Annotated in this window: 16 protein-coding genes and 7 pseudogenes; 7 read left to right on the top strand and 16 right to left on the bottom strand. The window is 33.9% G+C overall.

All coding sequences use genetic code 11. The annotated features are described in order from the left end of the window. The first annotated feature begins 501 nt into the window (after window positions 1–501). On the top strand, window positions 502–2373 hold the full coding sequence (locus tag ACP6PM_RS14915; protein ID WP_426585881.1) for an alpha-amylase family glycosyl hydrolase: 1872 nt from the start codon (window positions 502–504) through the stop codon (window positions 2371–2373). Between the two features lie 994 nt (window positions 2374–3367). On the opposite strand, the gene ACP6PM_RS14910 is transcribed toward ACP6PM_RS14915, so the two are convergent. Then, entirely contained in the window at window positions 3368–3769 is a 402-nt protein-coding gene (locus ACP6PM_RS14910) for a hypothetical protein (RefSeq protein ID WP_426585879.1), read from the bottom strand. Between the two features lie 490 nt (window positions 3770–4259). Here ACP6PM_RS14910 and ACP6PM_RS14905 point away from each other — a divergent pair. Continuing rightward, window positions 4260–4499: pseudogene (locus ACP6PM_RS14905) on the top strand (cytochrome P450); the annotation flags it as partial. A 307-nt stretch (window positions 4500–4806) separates the two neighbouring features. Here the strand turns inward: ACP6PM_RS14905 and ACP6PM_RS14900 are convergent. Then, a complete protein-coding gene (locus ACP6PM_RS14900; protein WP_426585877.1) occupies window positions 4807–5106 on the bottom strand; it encodes a DUF2103 domain-containing protein in 300 nt (99 codons plus the stop codon). Between the two features lie 679 nt (window positions 5107–5785). Between ACP6PM_RS14900 and ACP6PM_RS14895 the strand changes: the two genes are divergently transcribed. Next, entirely contained in the window at window positions 5786–6106 is a 321-nt protein-coding gene (locus ACP6PM_RS14895; RefSeq protein WP_426585875.1) for a DUF760 domain-containing protein, read from the top strand. A gap of 202 nt (window positions 6107–6308) precedes the next feature. Here ACP6PM_RS14895 and ACP6PM_RS14890 read toward each other — a convergent pair whose 3' ends face one another. Continuing rightward, window positions 6309–6995, bottom strand: coding sequence for an ROK family protein (locus ACP6PM_RS14890; RefSeq protein ID WP_426585873.1), 687 nt, complete (start codon window positions 6993–6995; stop codon window positions 6309–6311). 104 nt (window positions 6996–7099) lie between these two features. Further along, window positions 7100–7741 (bottom strand): YqiA/YcfP family alpha/beta fold hydrolase, encoded by a 642-nt coding sequence (locus ACP6PM_RS14885; protein WP_426585871.1) that lies wholly within the window; start codon window positions 7739–7741, stop codon window positions 7100–7102. 231 nt (window positions 7742–7972) lie between these two features. On the opposite strand from ACP6PM_RS14885, the gene ACP6PM_RS14880 reads away from it, so the two are divergent. Continuing rightward, window positions 7973–9700 carry a restriction endonuclease gene (locus ACP6PM_RS14880; RefSeq protein ID WP_426585869.1) on the top strand — a complete coding sequence of 576 codons (1728 nt, stop codon included), beginning with the start codon at window positions 7973–7975 and terminating at the stop codon, window positions 9698–9700. Beyond that, window positions 9697–10626 (top strand): annotated as a pseudogene (locus tag ACP6PM_RS14875) (RNA-guided endonuclease TnpB family protein); the annotation flags it as partial. The gene ACP6PM_RS14880 and the pseudogene ACP6PM_RS14875, both read left to right, overlap by 4 nt. Window positions 10627–11021: 395 nt before the next feature. Here ACP6PM_RS14875 and ACP6PM_RS14870 read toward each other — a convergent pair. The 10 genes and pseudogenes from ACP6PM_RS14870 to ACP6PM_RS14825 form a co-directional block, all read right to left on the bottom strand. After that, window positions 11022–12608 (bottom strand): annotated as a pseudogene (locus ACP6PM_RS14870) (IS1634 family transposase). A 543-nt stretch (window positions 12609–13151) separates the two neighbouring features. Beyond that, on the bottom strand, window positions 13152–13616 hold the full coding sequence (locus ACP6PM_RS14865; protein ID WP_426585867.1) for a Spy/CpxP family protein refolding chaperone: 465 nt from the start codon (window positions 13614–13616) through the stop codon (window positions 13152–13154). Window positions 13617–13993: 377 nt separating this feature from the next. Further along, a complete protein-coding gene (gene gor / locus ACP6PM_RS14860) occupies window positions 13994–15337 on the bottom strand; it encodes a glutathione-disulfide reductase (RefSeq protein ID WP_426585865.1) in 1344 nt (447 codons plus the stop codon). Window positions 15338–15610: 273 nt separating this feature from the next. After that, window positions 15611–18208, bottom strand: coding sequence for a GmrSD restriction endonuclease domain-containing protein (locus ACP6PM_RS14855; protein WP_426585863.1), 2598 nt, complete (start codon window positions 18206–18208; stop codon window positions 15611–15613). Window positions 18209–18363: 155 nt separating this feature from the next. Continuing rightward, complete coding sequence (locus ACP6PM_RS14850) at window positions 18364–18519, bottom strand: hypothetical protein (protein WP_426585861.1); 156 nt, start codon at window positions 18517–18519, stop codon at window positions 18364–18366. 373 nt (window positions 18520–18892) lie between these two features. Beyond that, entirely contained in the window at window positions 18893–19144 is a 252-nt protein-coding gene (locus tag ACP6PM_RS14845; RefSeq protein WP_426585859.1) for a (2Fe-2S) ferredoxin domain-containing protein, read from the bottom strand. Between the two features lie 420 nt (window positions 19145–19564). Beyond that, complete coding sequence (locus ACP6PM_RS14840) at window positions 19565–20545, bottom strand: cysteine synthase A (protein ID WP_426585857.1); 981 nt, start codon at window positions 20543–20545, stop codon at window positions 19565–19567. 43 nt (window positions 20546–20588) lie between these two features. Further along, window positions 20589–21171, bottom strand: a pseudogene (locus tag ACP6PM_RS14835) (Uma2 family endonuclease). Between the two features lie 15 nt (window positions 21172–21186). Continuing rightward, a pseudogene (locus ACP6PM_RS14830) lies at window positions 21187–21769 on the bottom strand (Uma2 family endonuclease). A gap of 401 nt (window positions 21770–22170) precedes the next feature. Continuing rightward, a pseudogene (locus tag ACP6PM_RS14825) lies at window positions 22171–22621 on the bottom strand (Uma2 family endonuclease); the annotation flags it as partial. A gap of 123 nt (window positions 22622–22744) precedes the next feature. Here ACP6PM_RS14825 and ACP6PM_RS14820 point away from each other — a divergent pair. Beyond that, window positions 22745–22995 (top strand): annotated as a pseudogene (locus ACP6PM_RS14820) (hypothetical protein); the annotation flags it as partial. Beyond that, entirely contained in the window at window positions 22907–23752 is an 846-nt protein-coding gene (locus ACP6PM_RS14815; RefSeq protein ID WP_426585855.1) for a glycine betaine ABC transporter substrate-binding protein, read from the top strand. The pseudogene ACP6PM_RS14820 and the gene ACP6PM_RS14815, both read left to right, overlap by 89 nt. Window positions 23753–23943: 191 nt before the next feature. Here ACP6PM_RS14815 and ACP6PM_RS14810 read toward each other — a convergent pair whose 3' ends face one another. Both ACP6PM_RS14810 and ACP6PM_RS14805 read right to left on the bottom strand, forming a co-directional pair. Further along, window positions 23944–24582, bottom strand: a complete 639-nt coding sequence (locus ACP6PM_RS14810) for a peroxiredoxin (protein WP_426585853.1) — start codon at window positions 24580–24582, stop codon at window positions 23944–23946. A gap of 278 nt (window positions 24583–24860) precedes the next feature. Then, window positions 24861–25820 (bottom strand): MDR/zinc-dependent alcohol dehydrogenase-like family protein, encoded by a 960-nt coding sequence (locus tag ACP6PM_RS14805; protein WP_426585851.1) that lies wholly within the window; start codon window positions 25818–25820, stop codon window positions 24861–24863. Window positions 25821–26258: the final 438 nt, after the last annotated feature.

Raw genomic sequence — 26258 nt, 5'->3', positions numbered from 1 at the left:
GAGTTATAAACACTACATATACTAAAACGTTATAGTTTTAATCCAGAATATCTACTATATATAGTATCTTTGCCTAAGTCATAATCGTTTTTCTCTCTGAAGAAATTTTTTCGTTCGATATAGCAATCCTAAATCATTCGTGAACAGTAATCGGCTTGAAACTTAGATACAGCAAGAATATTTCTGGATAAATTTTACAAATCAGATAGGATTGCTATATGAGTTATAAACACTAAATATACTAAAACGTTATAGTTTTAATCCAGAATATCTACTATATATAGCGTCTGTGCGTAAGTCCTAATTGTTTTTCCCTCTGACGAAATTTCGTCGATCAACCCGGTTTCTGTGTAAGTCCTAAATATGAGCAATTACAAAAAAAACAAAATTTAAGGACAAAAATCTAAAAGCAAACTATTCTCTGGTTAATTGTACAATTTCAGATAGAATTTCTACAAAACTAATGAAGTATAGATTATTTTAACTGGAGAAAAGTCAAGGATGCCAATAAATTCTACAAGCCAAACATCTAGTAGTGAATCTAATATTAATAGTGATTTTGAATTTCTATTTACTCGCTCGATTGAGTTTCGCCAAGAAACAATTTACTTTATCATAGTAGACCGTTTTTTTGATGGCGACCCCAATAATAATGAAGGTCCTAACCCTAAATTATACGACCCCAATAAAGAAAAATGGGGTTTATATTGGGGTGGAGATTTACAGGGAATAATTGATAAACTTGACTATCTCAAAAAAATGGGAGTTACTGCTATTTGGATGACTCCTTTATTTGAACAAATAGAAGAAGAATTATTTGAAATGGCTCCAATTCATGGCTACTGGGCGAAGGATTTTAAACGCCTAAATCCTCGTTTAGTAGATAAAGATGATGAGCTTTCTTTAGTAAAAAATCAGGAGACTGTTTTTGACAAATTAGTAGCAGCAGCTCATAATTTGGGGATAAAAATAATTTTAGATATTGTCTGTAATCACAGTAGCCCAGATGCAGGAGGAAAGAAAGGTCAACTCTTTGATGATGGAGTTTTAATTGCTGATTTTCATAATGATATTAATGACTGGTATCATCATTATGGTGAAGTAGAAGATTGGGATGATAAATGGCAAGTTGAAAACAAAGAGTTGGGAGGATTGGCAGATTTTAATGAGAATAATCCTGACTATAGAGAATATATAAAATCAGCAATAAAGTTATGGTTGGATAGAGGAGTTGATGCTCTACGAATAGATACAATTAAACATATGCCATTATGGTTTTGGCAAGAATTTTATGCTGATATTAAAAGCCACAAACCATCAGTATTTATTTTTGGGGAATGGATTTTTAGCGGACCTTATGATGCTCCATCGGTGGAATTTGCCAATAAGTCTGGAATGTCAATGTTAGACTTTGGTTTTTGTATTGCTATTAGACGCACTCTGGGAAAATGTGAACCGGGAGGATTTCATATTATTCAAGAATTACTAGACCAAGATAATGTTTATAATAGCGCTACTGAACTGGTGACTTTTGTTGATAATCACGATATGCCGAGATTTCAAAATTTGAATTCTGACCCAGGAATTTTGAGGTTAGCTATTAATTTAATTATGACTTCTCGTGGTATTCCCTGCATTTATTATGGTAGCGAGCAATATCTTTATAATGATACTGATGGTGGAGAAGAACCTTATAATCGCCCGATGATGGAAAAGTGGGATATAGATACACCTATTTATCAGGATATTCAATTATTATCAAAAGTACGTCGAGTTAATCCTGCTGTTTCTCTGGGAAGTCAGTGGGCAAAATATGTGACTGAGGATGTTTATTGTTATGCGCGACGTTATCGAGATTATCGTTGTTTTGTCGCAATTAATCGAGGTAATTCAGTGACAATAGATCGGGTAGAAACAGATTTAGAAGACGGGGAATATATTTGCAGTTTAACGAAGCGCTTTTTTGAGGTAAAAGATGGCGCTCTACATAATCTAGAACTGGGTGTACAAGATATGATTGTGATTAATTATTTGGGTAATCGTGTTAAGGGAAATGTTATTGTCCGAGCGCAGTTAAATGGTATTTCAACTAATCATGGTGAGATAGTAGTAGTAACGGGAGATTGCCCAGAGTTGGGAAATTGGAATATTAGTAAAGCTTACCAGTTAGAGTATATTAATTCTAATACTTGGTTTAATGAAATTCCCTTTAATGAAAGTGCAGGAAAAGTAATTGCTTATAAGTATGCAATTGTTTATCGAGATGAATATGGGAATGAGACAGATATTCCGAAGCGAGAAAATTTGGTTTCTCGACAGTGGTTGTTAGCTGAAGAGGGAAATGTAAAGTGGCAAGATAATTGGGCTTATTGAAGAAGGAAGGAAGAAGGAAGAAGGAAGAAGTTTAATTTTTAGGTGTTGATTATTGAATAAATCATAAGTCAGAAGCTAGAAATTAAATTTCTAGTGTCTAATTGTATAAATTAATATACTTATTGAGCCAAGAAAAAAGCTTGAAACTTAAGGAAATTGAGAAAAAAATAATATTACTAACTTTTACAACTAAACACTAGCTGGAGATTCTGACCAACTAAAATTAGGCTGATGTTTTATATATTTTGCTCGGCATTTACAGCGCTTTCCGTTGTTATGAGGTACACCCATCCCGGGCAAGATGCCCGCACTACAATATTTTTATCATTGACTCTGTACATCATTTCTCCAAAATTTGCTGTATCTCCACCTCAAATATGGGTGTTTCAATCATCTTTTTAGGTGGATAATTCTGCCGACATTTTTGTTAATTGTTAATTCAAGAAATTGATGCAATTGAAATAACTTATATCATGTCCGATTGAATAGTTATAATTAAAGCTTGTATTAAGGCTTTAGCCCTAATAAAATTTATCAAAAGTAAAAGTAATGATACACTGGGAAATTGCTAAAATAACCATGAAAATAACAAATATTATTCAAGAGTTACATCACGTCAATAAATAGTATTTAGAAATATAAATTATAAGTATAGCAAAGTTTTTTATAATTGCTATAAGATAGCTATTTCATGGGCTAGAGCAATTCTACAAACCAAAATTTTTTTATCATTTATTCTCCGGATATCATATTACTAAAATTATCTTTTTAGTCTGACTATGGAGAGATTTTTGCCTATTTGTTAACAAATATTGCTCTAAGTTTTCGTACTATAGTCATTCTGAATAAGAGTGGAGCACTTTTTTAACTGAAACTCTTTCAAGGCAAGAAAATCTTGTCTCAATTTTAACTGGAATGACTATAGATATGAAGTGAGAGGAGAGAACAGAAGAGGAATTTTTCTCTCACCTCATTCCCTAAGCTTTTTCGAGTTTTAGTTTTTAGCCTTTCCTGCACTTCCTAGCATTAACCCACCAACTGCAATAAAACCTAATATTAGACTTGGCTCTGGGGTATCAACGTGGTTCCCTGACTGCCCGGTGCTACCACCAGGTATTTCTAATGGAGTTTCAGGAGTAACTGGAATGATTGGAATGACTGGATTAACTGGAATAGGATTAAGTATTATTGGGAAAATGGTGACTGGCTCTATATCCACAAACTTTATGCTAATAACACGAACAGGCTCTGAGGTATCTGTAGAGGATGAGTTATTCGCTTGTGCTTGACTAACAGTACCAAATATAGATACTGCACTAGCAGCAGCAGTAGCTAGTACCATTGAGCAGAGATTATAGCTAGCCTTACTTATAGTTTGAATTGATTTAATATTCATTGGTGTGTGTTATTTCTGTAAATTACGACAATTTGTTGTTCTTGTGTTTATTTCAACAACAATTTCATCTTATAGCTCTACCCCCCCCCCCCGCGTCAAGTATAAACTAAAACCTTCATCAAATCTTTAATCTTATTCACCTTACCTAAGTAAAATAACTACTTTACTAAAATTCTAGAGACCATTAAACTAAAATAAGTGAATAAATTTATACTCAAAAATAAGTATTATCACTAATTTTAGATATAACATTCAAGTTTAGATACTCGCCCCCGTAATGATGGCTAATTCAAGATAATGAAAAACAGAAATTGAAAATATGAGTATTTTTGCATCTTAATTAATTAATTAATTCAATTTTCAGGAGTTATGCAATGCCTGAATTCTCAACACAACACTACATATATAAAACGTTATAGTTTTGATTCACTATATATAGTGTCTTTGCCTAAGTCCTGATTTTGTAGAAGTATGTTAAGACCCCGAACGTTTTGCACTAGAAAATGCTGTAGATAAACAAAAAGTATTTGGTTATATTCCCTTTGGTAGTGGAATGCGAGAATTTTTAGGTAAACAGTTTGCTCGGTTGGAGATGAAAATTTTTGCAGTAATGTTGTTGCGTGGTTATCAATGGGAACTTTTGCCCGAACAAGACTTAAGTTTAGTTGCAGTACCTACACCTCATCCTCGTGATGGTTTAAAAGTGAAATTATCGAAGTTGAATAACTAGACAGTGCGAAGTTCTTTGAATAACTATTGCTAGCTAAGGCTTTCAGCAACTCAAGCTTAGAAACTATCCATTCATACCTGTAGGTGCTGTAAGCCCTTTCCAGTAAGACTTTCAGTCAGATAAGCAAATCGTTTTTTAGCAGAACTTTGTACTCTCCAGTGAATAAGATAGAAGTCAAAATTTAATCCTCCAAGGTGTAGTAATTGTCAGAAAAAATATAAGAGCCTACACTTATGGTGGGAAAATGTAGGCTTTTATGAATAGCTTTTCCAAATACATCTACCAAAAATCGGACACAGAGATATATTTATTTGGCTAAGATTTGAGCGATCGCCTCTTCTAAATCTTCTTGAGCTAAACTGGTCAACATAAATACTTCTTGTACCGTTTTTCCTTGTCTAGCAATAAGTTTAAAACCACCCCGAATAGGTACTGATACTTTGAGCTTCATCTGGGGAATATGACTTCTAGACCTACTGATAACTCCTGGAGTAACAGTTTCAATACCCTGATGTTGGGTTAGTTTCTCTAAAATTGGAATTAAGCCATCAATATGAGTTGAATGATTCCAAACCAGGCGACCTTTAGCTTTAGATGATTTTTTCATGGGATTTTTTTCCATCTCTACATACCCAGTCTACAGCGCTACAGGCAAGTCAAAAGTCAAAAGTCAAAAGTCAAAAGTAATCTATGACTGAGTTTCAGTATTTACAGTAGATTCAACCTTACTTTTTAGTAGTAGTGTACAAGTAGTAAGCTTCTGAAAAAAATCAATTAGATCAGAAAATACTCTTCCTTTAAAAGCAGCAAATTTGAGTTTTTTCGTATTACCGAATAATTAAGGTCTAAAGCCTCTCCTTTGAAGGACAAAAAGCGGTTGTTTAGCTAGCGCACAACTACGTTTTTCATGTCGCGCAGCGTTTTTCATGTCGGCGACAGCCGAAACGTGTGTTGTGCGGAGCGCTAAATGCCATATCTAAATCGACCAAGAGAAGAAAAAAAATTATTTTGGTCAATCCTATCCGTTTTAAGGAAAGGTAATAATTAATTATTAATTATTAATTGTTCATTATTGAACTATTCTCTACTTCCACAATAAGTCACAATTATCAAAGGACTAGCAACTTTTTTATATCTTGAGTACAAAGTAAAATTAGAAATTTCCTTTAACACTTTGTAGAAAAGTCCGTCTCTGAAAGTTCGGTTGCACTGACTAGAGTAATTGGAAAATATCTTGTTAATATATAACTAATGTTAAATCACTCTAATTATCCGAGCTAAATATTATGAATAATCTTCCCGGAAATTCTTCTGAAAATTTTGCCGACCAATCAAATAGTAGTAATTTACTATGGCAATATGTTCAATCTATGAATCCAGAAACTGTTGCTCAACTTTCTAAACCAGATCCAGAAGTAGCTCAAATTATGGAACAAAATTTAAGAGGAATGTTGGGACATTTACCACCCGAACATTTTTCTACAGCAATAACTACTAACCGAGAAAACCTTGGTCAACTTCTGGTTTCTGCAATGATGAGCGGTTACTTTTTAAATCAAGCTAAACAAAGAATGGAACTTGATAAATCTCTCCATTCTCTGCATTAAGGGTTAAGATAAATCAATCTTTACGTTTAGGTGATGATTATCTCAATTTTAATTTTGGTATAAATAGAGAATTAATAAGCCTAGATTGAAAGCTTTTTTAGTTAATAAGAGCAATTATGAATATATAGAGTAGGGGTAGGCTGAATCATCAAGATTGAGGTTGCTATTGCATCCATTACCTGCCCCATTAATTGTTCTGAGTTTAATCTCGCCACAAAGCAATACCACCTAATAAACCATTCACATTTGGCACTATTTTGACATTTTGTGGTAAATCAAATGTAATTTTTTTGGTATTACCTCCACCTAGATAAATATAATCGCAATTAAATAGATGTTTTAGAGTAGCGATCGCTTTTTCTAAGCGTTCATTCCACTTTTTTTTACCAACGTCATCTAATGCAGCTCTTCCTAATTGTTCCTCATAAGTTTCTCCTTTGCGAAATGGATGATGACCCATTTCCAAATTAGGCACTAATTTCCCTTCGACAAACAATGCTGAACCAAAACCAGTACCCAAGGTTAGTACCAATTCTACTCCTTTGCCTTCAATTGTTCCTAATCCTTGAATATCAGCATCATTAGCAACTCGTACAGGTTTTCCTAACCTTTCTGATAGCACTGCTGCCAAATCTAGTCCTACCCAGTCAGGATCTAAATTTACTGCTGTTGTAATAATCCCACCCATGACTACACCAGGAAAACCTACGGATACTCTGTCAAATTCTCCTTGTTTTGCTGCTAAAGATACAATCTCTGTTAATATTGGTGCTGGTTTTGCCGGGTTTGGTGTTTCTACACGACTACGTTCTGTGGTTGCTTCTCCTAATTCATTTAAGGCTATTACTTTAATACCACTGCCACCAATATCAACAGCTAAAGTTTGCATAGTTCTTTCTTAGTTCATTACTGATATATTCTTGATAATAGTTAATATTTTTTGATTCTGAGAACATTTATAAGCTTATCTTAATTATTTATGTGACTAAAATCTTACTGAAAAAATTGATTAATTTCTTCCCAAATTGTTGGCATAATATTTCTTAAAGTATGGTCACTATCAAGTTCTATTAACTCTACCCAAGGGCGTTTAACGGCAAATTCTCGGCTAGCTTGAATCGGAATTGTACCATCATTTAAACCATGAAAAATTAAAGTTGGTAAGGCACGCTGTAATTTTTCATCCTGATATTTCATCAAATCTATTATAAAATCATAGCTCAAAAGCGAATAACCTTTTTCTCCATAATGATATATCCAGTAATTTCCTCTTTCCCCCCATTTTTGTAATTTTTCTTCTCCAAAACTTTTTCGCAAATGGGAGAAAAAATTAAAGGCTGGTGCGAGTAAAATTATTGCTTTAATATTGAGGTTTCTTTCTGCTAAAAAAGTAGATGTTAAACCACCAAAGCTAGAACCAATTAATATTATTGGTGTAGATTTATTTTTAATTTCTGACTCAACTTGATGTATTTGTCTACTGAGAGTTAGGTGAAAAAAGTCATCTTGATTTAAGTCAAGAATTTTGAGCTTAATGTTAACTTCAGCGAAGCGATCGCGCAAATATATAGCTTTGTTAGATCTGGGGCTAGATGCAAATCCATGTAGATAAATAAAAGTGTAATTATTCAGCATTTTTTTTAAGTAAAATTGAATATAAAAATTAGGTAGATGTTAGATAAATTAGTTATCAGTTATCAGCAAAGATGTCTCTTTGTTCAAACTGGGACTAGAGATTAATCTGTATTTTTTGTTTATCAAACAATTTTATAGCAAATCTTAAAAAGTTTGCTAAACATTGGCTTTGCTCCAGGAAAGAAGATTAAAATAGTAGGGTTTAGGATTAAAAGCTACACTGGTGTAGATATGAGTAATTCCAAGTCCAACTCCTCAATATTCAAAGTATTAAAGCAATATAGAGAAATTTCCCGTTCTGAGCGTGAATTAGGTGATAGATTTGAAGGATTAATGTTAGCTTACCTCAAAACCGATCCTACTTATAAAAAGTATTTTAGCGAAGTTTGGTTATGGATGGATTTTCCAAAACGGGGAAATATGCCTGATACTGGTATTGATTTGGTGGGATTAGTACGGGATACTGGGGATTATTGTGCGATTCAATGTAAGTGTTATTCTCCAGACCATACTTTAGAAAAATCAGATATAGATTCGTTTTTTACCGCTTCAGGAACAAATTTATTTAAAAAACGGATGATTATTTATACTGCTAATAACTGGAGTAAAAATGCGGAAGCTGCTTTAAAAAATCAACAAATTCCTGTTGTTCGGGCTACTATTTATGATTTAGCGAATAGTCCTATTGATTGGGATAAATACAGTTTTAAGAATCCCGATTATTTAGAGCTTAAACCTAAAAAACAAATCAGACGACATCAGGAAATAGCTGTAGAAAAAGTTCTTACTGGTTTTGAAACTGCGGATAGAGGCAAGTTAATTATGGCTTGTGGTACTGGTAAAACTTTTACTTCTTTGAAAATAGCTGAACAGTTTCCTAGAGAAAATAATTTGATTCTATTTTTGGTTCCTTCTATTTCTTTACTTTCTCAAACTTTCAGGGAATGGACGGCAGAAAGTGAGATTGATTTTCATAGTATTGCGGTTTGTTCTGATACTAAAGTTGGGAAAAATAAGAGGAAGTCTCAAAGTGATGATACTGCTGATATTACTGTTAATGATTTGGCTTTTCCTCCTACAACTAATGCTCAAGATATTATTGAGTCTTATCATAGTTTTAATCCCCCCCAACCCCCCTTTGAAAGGGGGGAGGAAGAAAGAGAAAAAGTGGCTTTGAAAAGAGGGGAGGAAGAAAGAGAAAAAGTACCCTTTAAAAGGGGGGAGAAAAAGAAAGTCCCCCTTACTAAGGGGGATTTAGGGGGATATTTAACTGTTATTTTCTCTACTTATCAATCTATTCAAGCAATATCGGAAGCTCAAAAAATTGGTTTACCAGAATTAGATTTAATCATTTGTGATGAGGCACATAGAACTACGGGAGTAACTATTGCTGGAACGGATGAATCTTATTTTGTGAAAGTTCATAATCAAGATTTTATTAAGGCTAAAAAACGGCTGTACATGACAGCTACTCCGAAAATTTTTAGCGATGATACTAAAGTTCAAGCTAGGGAAAATGATGCTTTTTTATGTTCGATGGATGATTTGGATATTTACGGTCAAGAATTTCATCGTTTGGGTTTTGGTGAAGCGGTTAGTACGGGTTTATTAACTGATTATAAGGTGATGGTTTTGGCAGTTGATGAAAAGTTTGTTAGTGCAACTTTTCAACAACAGTTAGCTGATGCAAATAATGAATTAAATTTGGATGATGCGGTAAAAATTGTTGGTTGTTGGAATGGTTTATCAAAACGTTTACTTAAGGATGCGACTGGGGAGGAAATAGAAGATAATTACCCGATGAAACGGGCGGTTGCTTTTTCCCGGAGTATTAAAGATTCCCAAAAAATGGGGAATTTATTTGGTAGCCTCAATCATTTTATTGGCATAGCGATCGCTATCGTTCTAGAGCATACAATACCAATTTTGTCAATCCCTTTAATTGATGACACACCCTAGGTATTGCCTTGAATAATTTCTTTGAGAAACGAACTAAATACCCTAGGTTTAAATCAAAAAATGGCAAGCAGTCTATTCAATATCCTCAAAATGTTACAGTTCTTAAAAACAGCTTAAAACTTCCAAAAATAGGAGAAGTTAAAGCTATTATCCATAGACCTATTCAGGGTAAAATCAAAACTGTTACTGTATCTAAAAATAGTTGCAATCAGTATTTCGCTTCTGTATTGTTTGAGGATAGCTAAGAAAAACCAGCAGAACGCACTGATGGCAAAGCAATAGGAATTGACGTTGGCTTGACCTATTTCTGTATTACCAGTGATGGTTCTAAGTTTGAAAATCCTAGATTTTTAACTAAATATGAGAAGAATTTAAAACAAAAGCAGCAGCAATTATCTAGAAAGGAAAAAGGCTCTAAGAACCGCAACAAAGCCAGAAAGAAAGTTGCTAAAGTTCATCGCAAAATTGTTAACTGTCGTGAAGATTTTCTGCACAAACTATCGCGTAGGATAGTTGACGAAAACCAAGTCATAGTAGTTGAAAATCTGAATGTCAAAGGAATGATGAAAAATCATTGTCTAGCTAAAGCGATAGGACAAGTTGGATGGGGAATATTTATGACTATGCTGAAGTATAAGGCAGAAAATGAAGGTAAGGTTTATCAAGAGGTTGATAGGTTTTTTCCCAGTTCTAAAACTTGCCATGTTTGCTTAAATCAAGTTGGAAGTTTACCTCTTGATGTTAGACAGTGGACTTGTGAAAACTGCCAAACAACACACGAAAGGGATATCAATGCTGCCATCAACCTCAGAGACGAGGGACTACGAATTTTGACCTGTGGGACGCGGGATAAAGCCTATCGCCAGACCGTAAGTCTTAGTAATAGAGGACGTAAGAAATCTACTACTACGCTGGTCTCTGGGTAGGAAGCCTACGCTGTACGCTTGCCTCAGCGTCGGGACAGTTCACAAACAGTCAAAATAGTCAACAACTTACCTGCATTAAACGAAAGGAAATAGGGATCGCTTTTATCCCACATTCCGCACGACAAAATGTAGTACATAAAGAGGGGAAAACTTGAGTAAGTATTTAGACTTATAGTATGGGGTAGGAAGCGATATAGCTGCCGCTAGGCTCCGCCAACGCAAATCAATAGAATGGTATTAGTTTCCAGAACTCACGAATAGACCAATTCAAAAATAGCAAAAGTCCCCCTATCACCTGACTACTCCGTTTTTAATAATTGCCAAGTGCTTTCATTTTACAGTATTATTCAATTGTTGATTATTTTAGCGCTTTACCTGTTTTGGTCTCAAGTTTCTCAATTGAGCAGATAGTATCTTTGACAACTTGGAGGAAAAAACTTTAATAATTCTAAACGTTCTGGAGTTAAATTAGATATGCTCTTAACTCCAGAATTAATCAATAAATGAATCGACTGAAAACATTGAAATATCCAACGTAATGTCGGTCTATTAGTAGGACGACCTAATTGATTTTTTACAGTAGATTTAGTTTGGTTTAAAGTTTGACGCAGTTGACGCTGGCCTAAACTATAAACCAATAAACATAAGCCCATAATTAACCCCAAAGCTTCGATTCTATGGGGTGATTTCAGGAAGACACTATCAGTTAAAAATAGGGGATCTTTGAGAAACCTAAAACCTCTCTCAACAGATTGTTGTCCCTTATATTTAGACAACATTTCTTCTGTAGTTAGTTCCATCTTATCCAAAACATTTGTTGCTAATATAAATCGGCCTGCTCGTTTTGTTTCTAGTTCTATTTTTGACTCTCTTAAGCCCACTTCAACTTGGACTTTATAAGGAAAATATGTATCAGATTTCGACTCTACAAATTGAACATTAATTTGTTTAACTTCGTGATATAAAAACTTTTTTAACAGTTTTCTTGTTGCTGTTTCTGCATCTGGTATACAAGCAAACTTTTCAGATTTTAAGGTGCGCAGTTTTTTGTCAACTTCAGCTCGTTCTTTCTGGATTTTTTTCTCTAGGTTTTTCAAATCCGATTCTCGGCGTATTTGACTTTCAACGATTAACCATCTCTGTGGAATCCCCCCATAAGTTTTTGATAGTTCTTGATAGCTATATCCTTTAATATGACTAGGATTCAAATGCAATCCATCTATTACTTGAACTAGCTTATGAGCTGCTTTTATACGAACCGGGACTCGGCTTAACCATTTAATATTTGTTAGTAACTGTAGATTTTATTGAGTATATAAAGCACTATCTGCCACCATTAAACTGTCAAAATTTAACTGATTTTTGAAATCTTTAATGGCTTGCACAAATTGTTTTTGGTCAGATTCATTTCCCGACCCAATTCTCATCCACAATGGTACATCTCCATCGTTTGTACAAATTAAATCCATTATAAATTGTTTTAAATCAGGTCGTTTATCTCTGGAATATCCATAAGTAATTTTGAGAGTTTTTGCCTCTAAATCTTCTTCAGATTTATCCTCAAGTGTCTGATAATCTCCATGAACATGAAATGAACTTGAATCTAAATGGACTGTACTTGTTTCTAGCTCATAAATTTTCACTGCTTCTAAGACTACAGACATGAAAATCTCATTTAACCCTTTGCGATAAAGTTCGTCTAATACCCGACCTAATTTATCATCATTAAAATACTCTGTTTTCACACCTGTTCCAATTAAGTGTTCTATAGCTTTTCCCTCAAAAAATCGACTAAATAAGTATAATGGAGATGACACTAATCCTAACCCATTTAAAACCATTCCTTTCACTACTTGACTCCCTGTTATTTTTTCTGGTAATTGTTCTCCAAGTAGTTGATTAATTTTCTGTTCTATACCAATCTCATCAATGATTCCTGCTACCAACCCTAAGTGGTCTATATTAGTCACTTCTATTGACATTTTCTCATCTTTTTTGATGTTCACCTTCAGCTCTAGAATTACACTTTGAGGTTTTTTTTCTTGAGTCTAAATACTTACTCAAATTTTCCCTTCTTTATATACTACATTTTGTCGTGCGGAATGTGGGTTTTATCTATCTCAGAACTTAGGCAAAAAATTAGTTCTAAACACTACATACATATACTAATACTAAGACGTTATAGTTTTGCTCCAGAATGTCTTCTATATTTAGTTGAATAAAAAATCATGTGCATGGGCGAACGAGCAGGGCAAACGCATCTTATTTTGAAGTTCTGACAGGGCAAGGATGTCAGGCTTATAAGTATTTATACTCATTAATTCTCTAAAGCTTAACGGTAGAAGCTTCCAGAATTTAGATACGTTTGCCCTGGGCGAACGAGCCCTTATAAATTTTATGGTATCACAAAAATTGTGAGAATGCAACCGAAAATCCTTTAATTATAGAATCAGGTTATATAGTATATATTTATAACCACACTTCCCACACTTCCCACACTTCCCACACCCCCCACACTTCCCTACCTAGGGAGTATTACGAGACTCTCGACGTTGCTGCATTAATTTCGACCACTCTTGTAATTGTTCAGGAGTTAAAACTTCTCTAATTTTAAGGAGAGTATTAAATTGTAATTCCGCTAATTCTTGTCTCAAATTTAAAACTTCACCATGTTTTTTCCGTAGTTGATTATCAGTTTCCCTACCAGTAATCATTGTATTTAATTCTTCCTGAGCATTACGCAAATCTTGTAAACTTTGTCTGATTTCTTGTTGATTTTGATTACGAATTGCAATGATTTTTTCAGTCTGCTCCTCGGTAAGATTTAGTTGTTCAAATACCCTGTTTTGATTTCGTCCCGGACGTTGTACTTGGATAGTTTGGCTAATTTTTTCAGAGACATTATTATAATTAGGATTTGCTAAAACAGAACTAATAGTTAAAGGCATAACCAATAATCCTAATACAGCAGAAATCAAAACCTGAGACATAAAATTTTTCCTCTTAATAATTAAGAATTTAACTTCTAATATAGATCCGGTTGAGTCGTCCGCAGCGACTATAGGAAAGAATTTCGCGACACCCCTGAGATTACTTCCTTCCACAAAGATAATCCTGTAGGGACGTTGCATGGAACATCCCTACAATTTCCAAATCCCATTTTCGCGCTTGGTTTGGAGACAAAACCCCTACGATAGAAAATCACTCCTACTAACTTCTAAATTCGGCGTTGGTAAATCAAGCTATGAAATCTAAGTTTGTATTATTAAGAAACCGGGTTTATTGGGGATAGATATTAGTACAATAAGGCATTTAATACAAACCCGGTTTCTATACTTTCAATACTAACTTCTGAATTCTAAATTCTTTAACGTAGAGTCACAAACTCTTCTGAAGTAGAAGGATGAATACCAATAGTACGGTCAAAGTCTGCTTTAGTTGCTCCCATATTTACAGCGATCGCCATACCCTGAATAATCTCACCAGCATCTTTACCGACCATGTGTACTCCTAAAACGCGCTCTGTATTACCCTCAACCACCAATTTCACCATTACTTTATCCTCTGCACCTGTGAAACTGTGGAACATTGGGCGGAATTTAGCGCGGTAGCATTTGATAGAGTCACCAAATTTTTCTCTTGCTTCTGTTTCTGTCAGACCGACTGTTCCTCCTTCTGGTTCTGAGAAAATGGCAGTGGGGATATTTTCTAGAGAAATTGCTCTGGGAATATTACCAAATTCAGTATCAGCAAAAGCGCGACCTTGAGCAATAGCAACTGGGGTCAAATTTGCTTTATCTATACAGTCTCCCACAGCGTAAATATTTGGTTGAGTTGTACGACAGTTATTACTAACAGCAACTGCACCTCTAAGTGTTTCAACTCCAGCATTTTCTAGATTTAAACCTGCTAAGTTTGGTTTCCGACCAGTTGCACAGAGGAATGTATCGACTATTAAAGGTTCAGTGTGTTCTCCACTCAAGTAAACCTTTAACCCTTCTGGTACTTTCTCAATTTTTTCTATATTGGTATTAGTGCGGAAGTTAATACCATGTTTTGTCATTCCTTCTTGAATATTGCTGCGAATGTCATCATCAAATCCTCGTAAGATTAGGTCTCGACGAATAATTTGAGTAACTTCGGTGCCTAAACCATTTAAAATTCCAGCAAATTCGACACCGATATAACCACCTCCCCAAACTGCCATTCTTTTTGGTTTTTCTGTGAGGTGGAACATTTCACGGGAGGTGACAGTATGTTCAATTCCAGGAATATTTATTTTTTCTGGTCTACCACCAACAGCGATTAAAATTTTATCCGCTGTAAATTTATGCTCGCCTACTTCCACAGTATGGGGGTCAAGAAATTTAGCATATCCCTCTATTAACTCTACCCCTGCTTTTTCTAGGAAACTGATATGTAATTTATTCAGACGTAGAACTTCTGTATTCACAGAATCTCTTAATTTATGCCAATCAAAACTAGGTTCTACCTCACTCCAACCATAACCTACCGCATCTTTATATAAGTGAGAAAATCTCGAACCATAAACCATCAGTTTTTTTGGTACACATCCTCTAATAACACAAGTACCTCCAACTAAATCATTTTCAGCGATCGCTACTTTAGCTCCATAAGATGCTGCTCTTTTTGAAGATGCTAACCCTCCTGAACCTGCACCTATTACAAATAGATCGTAATCGTATGCCATAATTGATATTCTGGGATTCCTATAACTATTTTGTTAAAGAAATTATAACAAACTACAGACCAATTAAACTATTGAAATTTTAGTTGGCCTAAATTTATTAGGTAGGAGGTTTTCTTTCTCAAGATAAAGAAAGGGACTTTAAATATTCGCTAAATCTTTGTTATTAAATAAGAAATTTCTCCACATCCTATTTAGGTTTCTGCTTTTCCGCTATACCAAATTTATAATTTATGTGAATCTTAGTTCTAAAAAATAATTAATCACTACAATTAATTAATCATTCTTATATTTTGTACCTTTTCTTCTATTCGCATTTTTGTGAGTAATTTGTAAATTATCAATAGAATCTAAACCTCCTATAGCTAATGGTTTTTTATGATCTACTTCAATTTCATCTCCCATAAACAGAGGGTCTCCAGATATAGGGCATATATTTCCTTGTTGTTTTATTAACCTTTCCTTATCTGAATCAGATAATTTTAGCTTTCTTTTATCTTGCTTGTACTTATTTTGAAATTTTTCTATCTCTTTTGTAAATTGATTTTCATCATAGTTACTATCTTCACTATTTTTCATTCTATAGAATAAATCTTTGAGTTCCTTTTTAATTACCTGTCGATGATATCTTACCATTTCATCATTCAGAGGACTTAGTACATACCAGAGTATGTAAAAGTATTGTTTAGTTCTTCTAAAGCTACGACTTTCCTTACGATTTTTGTAAAGATAATCTAACTCATTTTTAAAATATGCATCTAGCTGATTTTTATCTTTATCTTCATCAAGCAACACACATTTTACTTTTGAGATAAATTTTTCCACCTTTGTAATGCTATTCATAAATAGTTTCTTATCTTCCTGATGTTCAGAAACTTTTGTCAATACCGAACTAATATCTTTTATTGAGGCTAGTCTGGCATTAATCCTATTATTTTGTTTATATACTTTGAGAATTTTTTCTATGTTTTGTTCTTTAAGCTTTTTAAACTCAAAATATACTAAAGATGTATATAATTCCTCATTCTCCATCCGATCACGGTCTTTAGCTAATTTTAGATAAAACCATTCTCGATGTTTACTAACATTATCTTTAATTTTTGTAATTACTTCGCGTTCAGCCCAAGAGTTCCACATTTCAAAAGAATTTTCTTTAATAGGATAAGGCTTATTATTTAATCTAACAAATAAATCTACTGGATTAAATTCTAGGTTTAGACTTTCTTCTATCTCAACAACAAATAATTGAAAATCTAATATTTTGTCTTGTAATGCAAGTTCTAAATCCTGAAATTTTTTATTTCTTAACTCCTTAAGAATTCGTAAATTTTTCAGGGAAAAGTTTGAATTTTTCGTTCTACATTTCTGATTTTCTTCATCAACATATTCTTTTCCTAGGTATCCTAATATTGTTAAAAGTCTTTGCTGACCATCAATGACTTCAGAAATTCCATCTGAACGTTTAAAAATAAAAATAGGTGGTAAATTAATACCTAATAAAATACTTTCTATAATAGCGGATGCCTTAGACAAATTAATTACTTCCGATCTCTGATAAGAAGGTCTAACTAAAAACTTCTTACGTTCCATCACTCTTGCTATATCATCTATTGAATTTCGCGATGGTTCTGGCTTAGTTACTCTTAAATATTGAAGTTCACTAAGTTTAGTAACAGTATCTTCATCCTCTGTTTGTCGTAGTTTACTCAGTTCTTTTCTTTTCTGATCGCTTCCTTCATAATAGACTTTTAAATTTTTTTTAAACTCTTCTTCAAACAGTTTTGCTGTAAAAGTATATCGCTCCTGTATTTGCTTATAAAATATCGTCTGTTCTTCATAATATTTTTGGAAGTTGTTTGATATTTCTTTACTGATTTTCTTTACCAACTCCTTCCGTTTAAGTCTTGATAAATCCACATTTTCATTTTCTAAGATTAGTAGGCTCCATAATAAACATTCAAAAACTAACCTATTATGATTTAATTTTAGTTCTATAAAGATTTGTCTGAATGATTCTACAATTTTAACTTTCTCAATAAATGACTGACAGAGTGGCTCTGGTTCGGGATTTTGATCTGATAAATATTCAAATAATTTTCCTAAAGTTTCAGTCCTAGAATTACCCCAAGAATAGTACCTAATTGGAAACATTTTTAAGACTAAATTTCTTCTAATAAATTGTAAAATTTTTCCTCTATCCTTCTCTTTAGTGCTATTCCTACTTGGCTTCAAGAACAAATTGTAAATTAGTTGTTCAAAATCTGGTTCTTGCTTCAGACGATTTTTAAAATACTGATAAATTGGATCGGTATCATAAACAGCATTGTCAATTTCTGGTGTTGTTAAAGGCGTTATACCTGAATTATATCTAGCAAATATTTCTTTTTTTATTTTATCCTCTAATATAGGGTCTAACTTTGGCTCATTGACAATTTCAAATTCAACAATTCTAATTTTTGCATCTAAAAACAAATATATTATGTGAGCATTTTCCGGATTGTCAAAAAAGGATTTGTATGTACTTTTTGAGAGTTGTTTTAGAGCAGATAACCCTTTTTTAGTTAATTGAAATTCACTATTCTTAAATCTCTTGATCGTTTCAAATCTTTGCCTTCCATCAATAACCTCTATTTGATCTGCATTCTTGAAGAATATTAAAGGAGGTATTTCTGTTCCTAGAAGTATACTTTCAATAAAATAAGAAGCTTTGTCATCATCCCAAACATAATTCCTTTGATAATAAGGTTTATAATCAATACGCCTTAAAAGGCGATCGCTAAACAGACTTTCTATTGATTTTGAATAAGTTTCAATTTTCAGATGGTCTTTGAATATACGTTCAAAATCTTCCGGTTGTAAAAATAAATTGCTCAATTTAAAAATTTCTCCTTATTGACTTATTCTTCTAAAATATTCAACTATCTGTTCACACAATAAAATTCCGAATCAAACATTTATTTCCTATATGTTTAACTTAGCAAATTTCACTCCACAACTGCTGAAATATTTTTAGTTTCAACATGACTATACTAAACTTCTTCTACCAAAACCAAAAGTTGATAATCAATACGGTTTTTAAAGCGATCGCTAAATAGACTTTCTATTGATTTTGAATAAGTTTCAATTTTCAGATGGTCTTTGAATATACGTTCAAAATGTTCCGCTTGTAAAAATAAATTGCTCAATTTCAAAACTTCTCCTTATTCGACTGATTTTTCTGAAATATTCAACCAACTGTTCACACAATAAAATTCCGAATCAAACATTTATTTCCTATATATTTAACTCAGCAAATGACGCTTCACAACTCCTAAAATATTTTGAGGATAAACTTGACTATACTAAAGTTCTTCTACCAAAACCAAAAATAGACTTTCTATTGATTTTGAATAAGTCTCTATTTTCAGATTCTCTTTGAATCTACCTTGAAAATATTCATGGTTATAAAAATAAATTTTTCAATTCAAAAAAATCTCCTTATTCGACTGATTTTTATAAAATATTCAACTAACTATTCACACAATAAAATTCCGAATCAAACATTTATTTCCTATATATTTAACTTAGCAAATGTCGCTCCATAACTGCTGAAATATTTTGAGGTTCAACATGACTATACCAAACTTCTTCTGGCAAAACCAAAACCATTGGTCCGCTGCCACATTTACCCAAACATCCGCTTTTTTCAACTGTAATATTAGGAATATCAAATGTCTGAAAAGTAGCTAATACTTTTGCCGAACCTTGCTGCTTACAAGTGCGATTTTGACATACCAATAAAAGTCTCTCAACTTGACTATTTTCCATCATAAATCATGAAAATTATGTAAGTATTTAGCTATTAACTGTTAGCTCTGAGCAATAATACCAATTATAAAAAAGAATGTTGCGAATAGTAAGGGCGATAAAAAGAATTTACAGGATATATCCCTAGATACAAAAAAGATAAATTATGAACTAATAAATGGCATCGAAGCTATTAATTATGACTCCTGTAGGGGCGAATAGCCATTCGCCCCTACAACTCCTGACTCCTAAAAAATTCCCTAGCTATTTGTAGCAAACATTTATCAAAATTGTATAAGACCCCGCTTTTAAGAACATGGTTTAAATGAATATAGACTTTAACAACTTTTTTAGTAAGATTTCAATTCTAGCTCAATTAATACAGCTTTAAATCCACGAAAAAATAGTTGATCGCTGATAGCTGACAGCTAAATGCTTAGAAAGTTATAAATCATCCGGCAATAAATTTTTACCAGCTAACCACTCACGATTAAATAATTTTGATTGATAACGAGAACCACTATCACACAATACAGTCACAATAGTATGACCAGGACCCATTTCTTTTGCTAAAGCTAGTGCTGCACCAACATTAATTCCTACAGAACCTCCCATAAATAAACCATCTTTTCTTAACAGTTGATAAACTACTCTTACTGCCTCTTTATCATCAACTCGAATCGCATCATCAATAGGTACATTTTCCATATTTTTTGTTACCCGACCATTACCAATACCCTCAGTAATAGAATTACCCTCAGTAGCAATTTCCCCAGTTTTCACATAACTATAAAGAGCACTTCCCATCGGGTCAGCTAAAACAGTTTTAACTTGTGGATTTTTTTCTTTTAAAAATAATGACACACCAGCAAAAGTTCCACCCGTACCAGTAGCAGCTACCCAAGCATCTACTTTTCCATCAGTTTGTTCCCAAATTTCTGGTCCGGTTGTTTCATAATGAGCGATTCTATTTGCCAAATTATCAAACTGATTTGCCCAGACAGCATTTTCCATTTCCGATGCTAATCTACCTGACATTTTCACATAATTATTTGGGTCTTTATAGGGAACTGCTGGAACAGGTCTGACTTCTGCACCTAAAGTTCTCAAAGCATCCATTTTTTCAATAGATTGAGTTTCAGGAATAATAATTAAACACTTATAACCTTTAGCATTACAAATATGTGCTAAACCTATTCCTGTATTACCAGCAGTTCCTTCAACTACTGTTCCACCAGGTTTAAGTAAACCTTTTTCTTCTGCATCTTTAATAATATAAAGTGCTGCTCTATCTTTTACCGAACCCCCTGGATTAAGAAATTCTGCTTTGCCTAAAATTTCACATCCAGTTTCTTCGCTGAAACTATTCAGTCTAATTAATGGAGTGTTGCCAACGGTATCGACAAAGCCTTGTTTAATATCCATTTTTTTTTACCAATCCACTATTTAGTATTTATAAAATAAGATTTTACCAAACTTTCTGCATATTTAAAACAAATCCTGGCAATGTTGCTTCCCCACTTACACTGTCAGGATTTTCTAAACATTCGGTAGGTAAATTTGGGCGATAAATATAAACTTTTCTCTGTTTTCTATCAATTAACCAACCTAGTTTAATTTCTGGTTATTCTATATATTCTGTGATTTTTGCTTGGAGAGTTTTCAGATTATCGGAAGGTGACCTTAATTCCACGACAAAATCCGGGCAAATAGGAGCAAACTTTTCTTTTTGTTCTTGAGATAAACTCTGCCATCTTTCTAATTTTATCCAAGAAGCATCGGGAGATTTTTTCGCTCCTGTAGAAAGAGTAAATCCAGTGCTTGAACTAAATTAAACCTGTACCATCTTCATCTGACCAATTCATTAACTGTTGAATAATTATGCCATCTCTATTTCCTGTTTCAGAACCAGTGGGAGACATAATTAATAACTCTCCAAATTTATTAGTTTCTATGCGTAAATCTCGATTGATTTGACAAAATTCAAAGAATTGTTCTTCTGTCATTTTGAAATTTGGAGGCATTTGTAAAATAATCGGGTCCTCAAGCATAATTTTCCTTCCTATTTACCAAATCTTTCTCATATCTAAAACAAATCCAGGCAATACTTTTTCTCCACTTACACTCTCTGGATTTTCTAAACATTCGGTAGGCATTCCTGGGCGATAAATATAAACTTTCTTTTGCTTTCTATCAATTAACCAACCTAATTTTACTCCAGGCTCTTCCATATATTCTGTCATTTTTGCTTGTAGAGTTTTCAGATTATCTGAAGACGACATTAATTCCACGACAAAATCCGGGCAAATAGGAGCAAACTTTTCTTTTTGTTCTTGAGATAAACTCTGCCATCTTTCTAATTTTATCCAAGAAGCATCGGGAGATTTTTTCGCTCCTGTAGAAAGAGTAAATCCAGTGCTTGAACTAAATTAAACCTGTACCATCTTCATCTGACCAATTCATTAACTGTTGAATAATTATGCCATCTCTATTTCCTGTTTCAGAACCAGTGGGAGACATAATTAATAACTCTCCAAATTTATTAGTTTCTATGCGTAAATCTCGATTGATTTGACAAAATTCAAAGAATTGTTCTTCTGTCATTTTGAAATTTGGAGGCATTTGTAAAATAATCGGGTCCTCAAGCATAATTTTCCTTCCTATTTACCAAATCTTTCTCATATCTAAAACAAATCCAGGCAATACTGCTTCCCCACTGACACTCTCAGGATTTTCTAAACATTCGGTAGGCATTCCTGGACGATAAATATAACCCACATTCCGCACTTCTTAACATTTAATTGATAAGTAAAATTTATATTTTGCTTGTAAGTCTTAGCCAATAAGTGTTTCAGCTATTAGGTGTAAAATCCTTGAATGTAAATATTTATTACTAAAATTCTCATAAAACTAGGAAAATTAGCGATCGCAATCTCTGTAAGAACCTTTTATCGTTTGAAGAATTTTGCAAGTGTAAAGAGATATAAAGATATATTGAGATCTGCGGAATGTGGGATATAAACTTTCTTTTGTTTTCTATCAATTAACTAACCTAGTTTTACTCCTGTTTCTTCCATATATTCTGTAATTTTGGCTTGGATAGTAGAGTGTTCAGATTATCTGAAGGCGACATTAATTCCACGACAAAATCCGGGCAAATAGGAGCAAACTTTTCTTTTTGTTCTTGAGATAAACTCTGCCATCTTTCTAATTTTATCCAAGAAGCATCGGGCGATTTTTTGGCTCCTGTGGAAAGAGTAAATCCTGTACTAGAACTAAAAGCTAAACCCGTACCATCTTGTTCTGACCATACCCATAGTGCCCAAAAGTATTACCTTCTCGATTTCCAGTTTCAGAACCAGCAGGAGACATAATTAAAATTTCTCCAAATTTATTAGTTTCTATGCGTAAATCTCGGTTAATTTGACAGAATTCAAAAAATTGTTCTTCTGTCACTTTCCAATCTGAGGGTATTTTTAAAACTATCATTTCCGAGAACATAATTTATTTCCTCTTAATTTCCCAACTTTTCTACATACTTAACACAAACTCAGCCAAGATAAAATTATCACTAACTTTCCCAGAATTTTATAAATATTTATCAGAGATAAAATCAGCTGAAAAAGGCATTTTATTTTAGTTCGCTCGTGCTTATACATTTATTATCTGGCATCAGTTAACTGGAGGCATAAGAAGGGGTTGGGCTAACAAACCGTTAAAGACTTTTACTGATACTTTAGAAGCCCGATCGTACAGCGATATCTTACCGTTTGATCAAGTGGTTAGATGAAAACATCGACGTATTTACCGCTCATCAAGAGAGTTTGGGGTTTGTTTGGGTTGGAAATTTGCTCAAGTCCCGATACTGGTTTTGAGTCATTTCAAAATGAGATTATCAATATCGGTCTTAAAAAACTTGGTTATAAAATGAAAACAAAACAGGGTGGATTTAGTAGAGACAATTATACTGCTATTGCTAATGGAAACTTTGATTATACTACCACTTACCCCACATATCCATGGTATAAACAAACTTTTGAAGAAGCTAATAGTCAAGAAAAGTTAGAAATAGTTGGAACTTTGATTCCTAATTTTATTAGGGGATATCAAATTAATAAAAAAACTGCTGATCGATATAAAATTAATAACTTTCAACAATTACAAGACGAAAAAATAGCTAAACTTTTTGACTCAGATAGAAATGATAAAGCTAATATAGCTCATTGTAATGCTCCTTGTGAGTATATAACGGAGCAACTTAAAGCTTACGGACTTGAAAGTACAGTAGAATATGACACTAACAGATTAGGTATGTGTAATATGAGGTTATTTGTGGAATCCAGACCTTGTTACGAAAAAACTATTACTCGTTACCAGGAAGGAAAACCAATTCTTTACTATGCCTCTCAACCCGAATGGATATTTAGTGCATTAAAACAAGGACAAGATGTAGTTTGGTTGGAAGTTCCTTCTCTCTTGGTGCGCATTCCCTCTCTTGGTGCGTGTTCCGTAAGCGAGCTGTCGTCGTCGCGGGGTCGCACCGCTTGCGTCTTACGCACCCCGCGGGATCTGACCGCTTGCGTCTGTCGCACCCCGCGGGGTCGCACCACTTCTCTTCTGCCCTCAGCATAAGTGCCTTTAAGCCAAAATCTCTGTATTCTATGTTAATGAAAACTACTATAATTCATTGCCTTGAGAAAAGAAATTGGTATTCTGAGATTGAGGAATAAGTAAAAAAGCCGATCTAAACTTGAAGCAATCCATATTTCATTAAGGATTAAGAATCAGGTTGAAAATCTTAATCCTTAAATTCAATTATAAATTTACTTATTAGGTTGAGGAGTCATCCGCAAATATGGCTTAACTTCTGTGTAACCTTTAGGGAATTTTTCTTTCAATACTTCAGGATCTTTCAGAGAAGGAACAATTACACAATCATCTCCATCCTTCCAATTTACAGGAGTAGCAACTTGATAGTTATCTGTTAGTTGTAAAGAGTCAATTACTCTGAGAATTTCATCAAAGTTACGACCTGTACTTGCAGGATAAGTAATAGAAAGACGGAGTTTCTTTTGAGGGTCGATAATAAAAACTGTACGAATTGTCAGATTATTTAAAGAGTTCGGATGAATCATATCGTACAGGTCAGAAACCTTTTTATCCACATCTGCCAAAATAGGATAATTAACAGTTGTGCTTTGGGTTTCATTGATATCTCCAATCCAACTTTTGTGAGATTCTGCGTCATCTACACTGAGGGCAATAACCTTAACTCCACGCTTGTCAAATTCTGGTTTGAGTTTGGCAACTGTACCTAATTCTGTTGTACAAACTGGTGTAAAGTCAGCAGGGTGAGAGAACAGCACTACCCAACTATCGCCTGCCCAGTCGTAAAAGCTGATTTGTCCTTCAGAAGAATTTTGAGTAAAGTTGGGTACTTCGTCACCTAATCTTAAGGCCATAGCTTAACTTCCTATATTGTTTATAGTGAACAATTATCTATAGTTTCATCCTATAGGAACTTAAGCTTTTAACTTTAGATATTCTTAAAAATTAGATTAAAAATGGATTAAATTAGGTTAAGTTTAAAATTATGTAATTTATGTTATGAATGTCTAGCTGTGTTTCAACTTCTTTACTTCGTAATTCATGCCATACAGCCATTTTTGGTTCCTCTCTGTTTTGTATTTGCTTGGGGATTGATTATTTTAACAGTTTGGAGTATAATCGGCAAAATACCCTATTCTCGCCCAATATCTACTAATACTTTTAATACTCCCTTCTTCTGAGCATGAGAAAAAGCATCCATTCCAGCTTCTAGGGGATAATGAGCTTGAATTAATGGCTTGACATTAAGCTTATGTTCTGATAAAAGTTCCAATGCAGGTTCAAAAGGTCCGCAACGAGAACCAACTAAAGTAATTTCATCCACCACCAATGAAGAAATATCCAAACTCAGATTCCCTGCATAAGTGCTTTTGAGAACTAAAATACCACGGGGACGTAGAGCGCGACGAGCAATAGTAAATCCTTCTGGGTTGCCTGTACATTCCACTGCAACATCAAAAGCTCCTGTAGTAACTGCATCAACAAACCCAGTTTTAATTCCTCTCTCCTCTAAATTTGCCAGTTTTTCCCGATGACGACCAATAACCAATAATTGACAGTCAGTTAAGGCTAAGGTTTGCGCGACTAACTGTCCGAGTTTACCATCCCCCACTACTAAGACTTTATCTACTGGGCAAATTTGTATTTGTTGCTGAATTTCTAATGCTGCTGCGACTGGTTCGGTAAATGTAGCTTCATCTGTTGAGATACTATCGGGAACTCGATGGAGATTTTTGACTGGCAAGGTGAGATATTCGGCAAAAGCTCCGTTACGGTTAACTATTCCTAAGACTGTCCGATTTTCACAGTGGGTAGGTTGGTTGCTCAAGCAAAAGCGACATTCACCACAAGCAGCATTAATTTCTCCGACTACTCTTTGATTGAGTAAATTTTCTGGTCCTTGTTCCACCACACCGACAAATTCATGGCCGAGGATACCTTTGTAAGGGTAGTAACCTCTGAGAATTTCCAGGTCTGTATTGCAGATACCAGCTCTCAAGACGCGGACGAGTGCTTCTCCTGCTGGGGTTTCGGGTGTGGGGAGGTCGGTGCGGAGTTGGAGTTGTTGGTTTTCTAGCCAAATTCCTTTCATTGTTTATTTCTCTTTTTTGGGTAGGTTTAATTAATTTGATTTTAGGCGAGTAGCTTCTTCCGGGTTTCACTAATAATCTTCCAGTTGAACCAAACAAAAAATTACCTTTAACTTGGGTGGGAAATTTAATAAATTAATACAGCACTTCCCTTTCCATCAACGTAAAACTTAGAAACTTGCTTAGTAGTAGAAAAATTATTGGAAAACCAGATAATCAGACAAACTAAATAAAAATCCAAAGATAGAGCGATCGCCCTCAAAATTTATAGTATGACAAAGCAATTGGAAAATTTTGACTACCTCTAGTGCTATTTTTCTTAATTATTACAAACTTAATTTCAAAAAAACAAACTAAATGGTGATCGCTCAACATAGGCTCCACTAATTATAGCGGTTTTCATAAACATAGACTACAGTAACAGCAGTGAGTAAACCAGT

The sequence above is a fragment of the Dapis brunnea BLCC-M229 genome, assembly GCF_050015995.1.
GTDB lineage: Bacteria > Cyanobacteriota > Cyanobacteriia > Cyanobacteriales > Microcoleaceae > Trichodesmium.
This window is presented reverse-complemented; position numbering and strand designations above follow the sequence as displayed.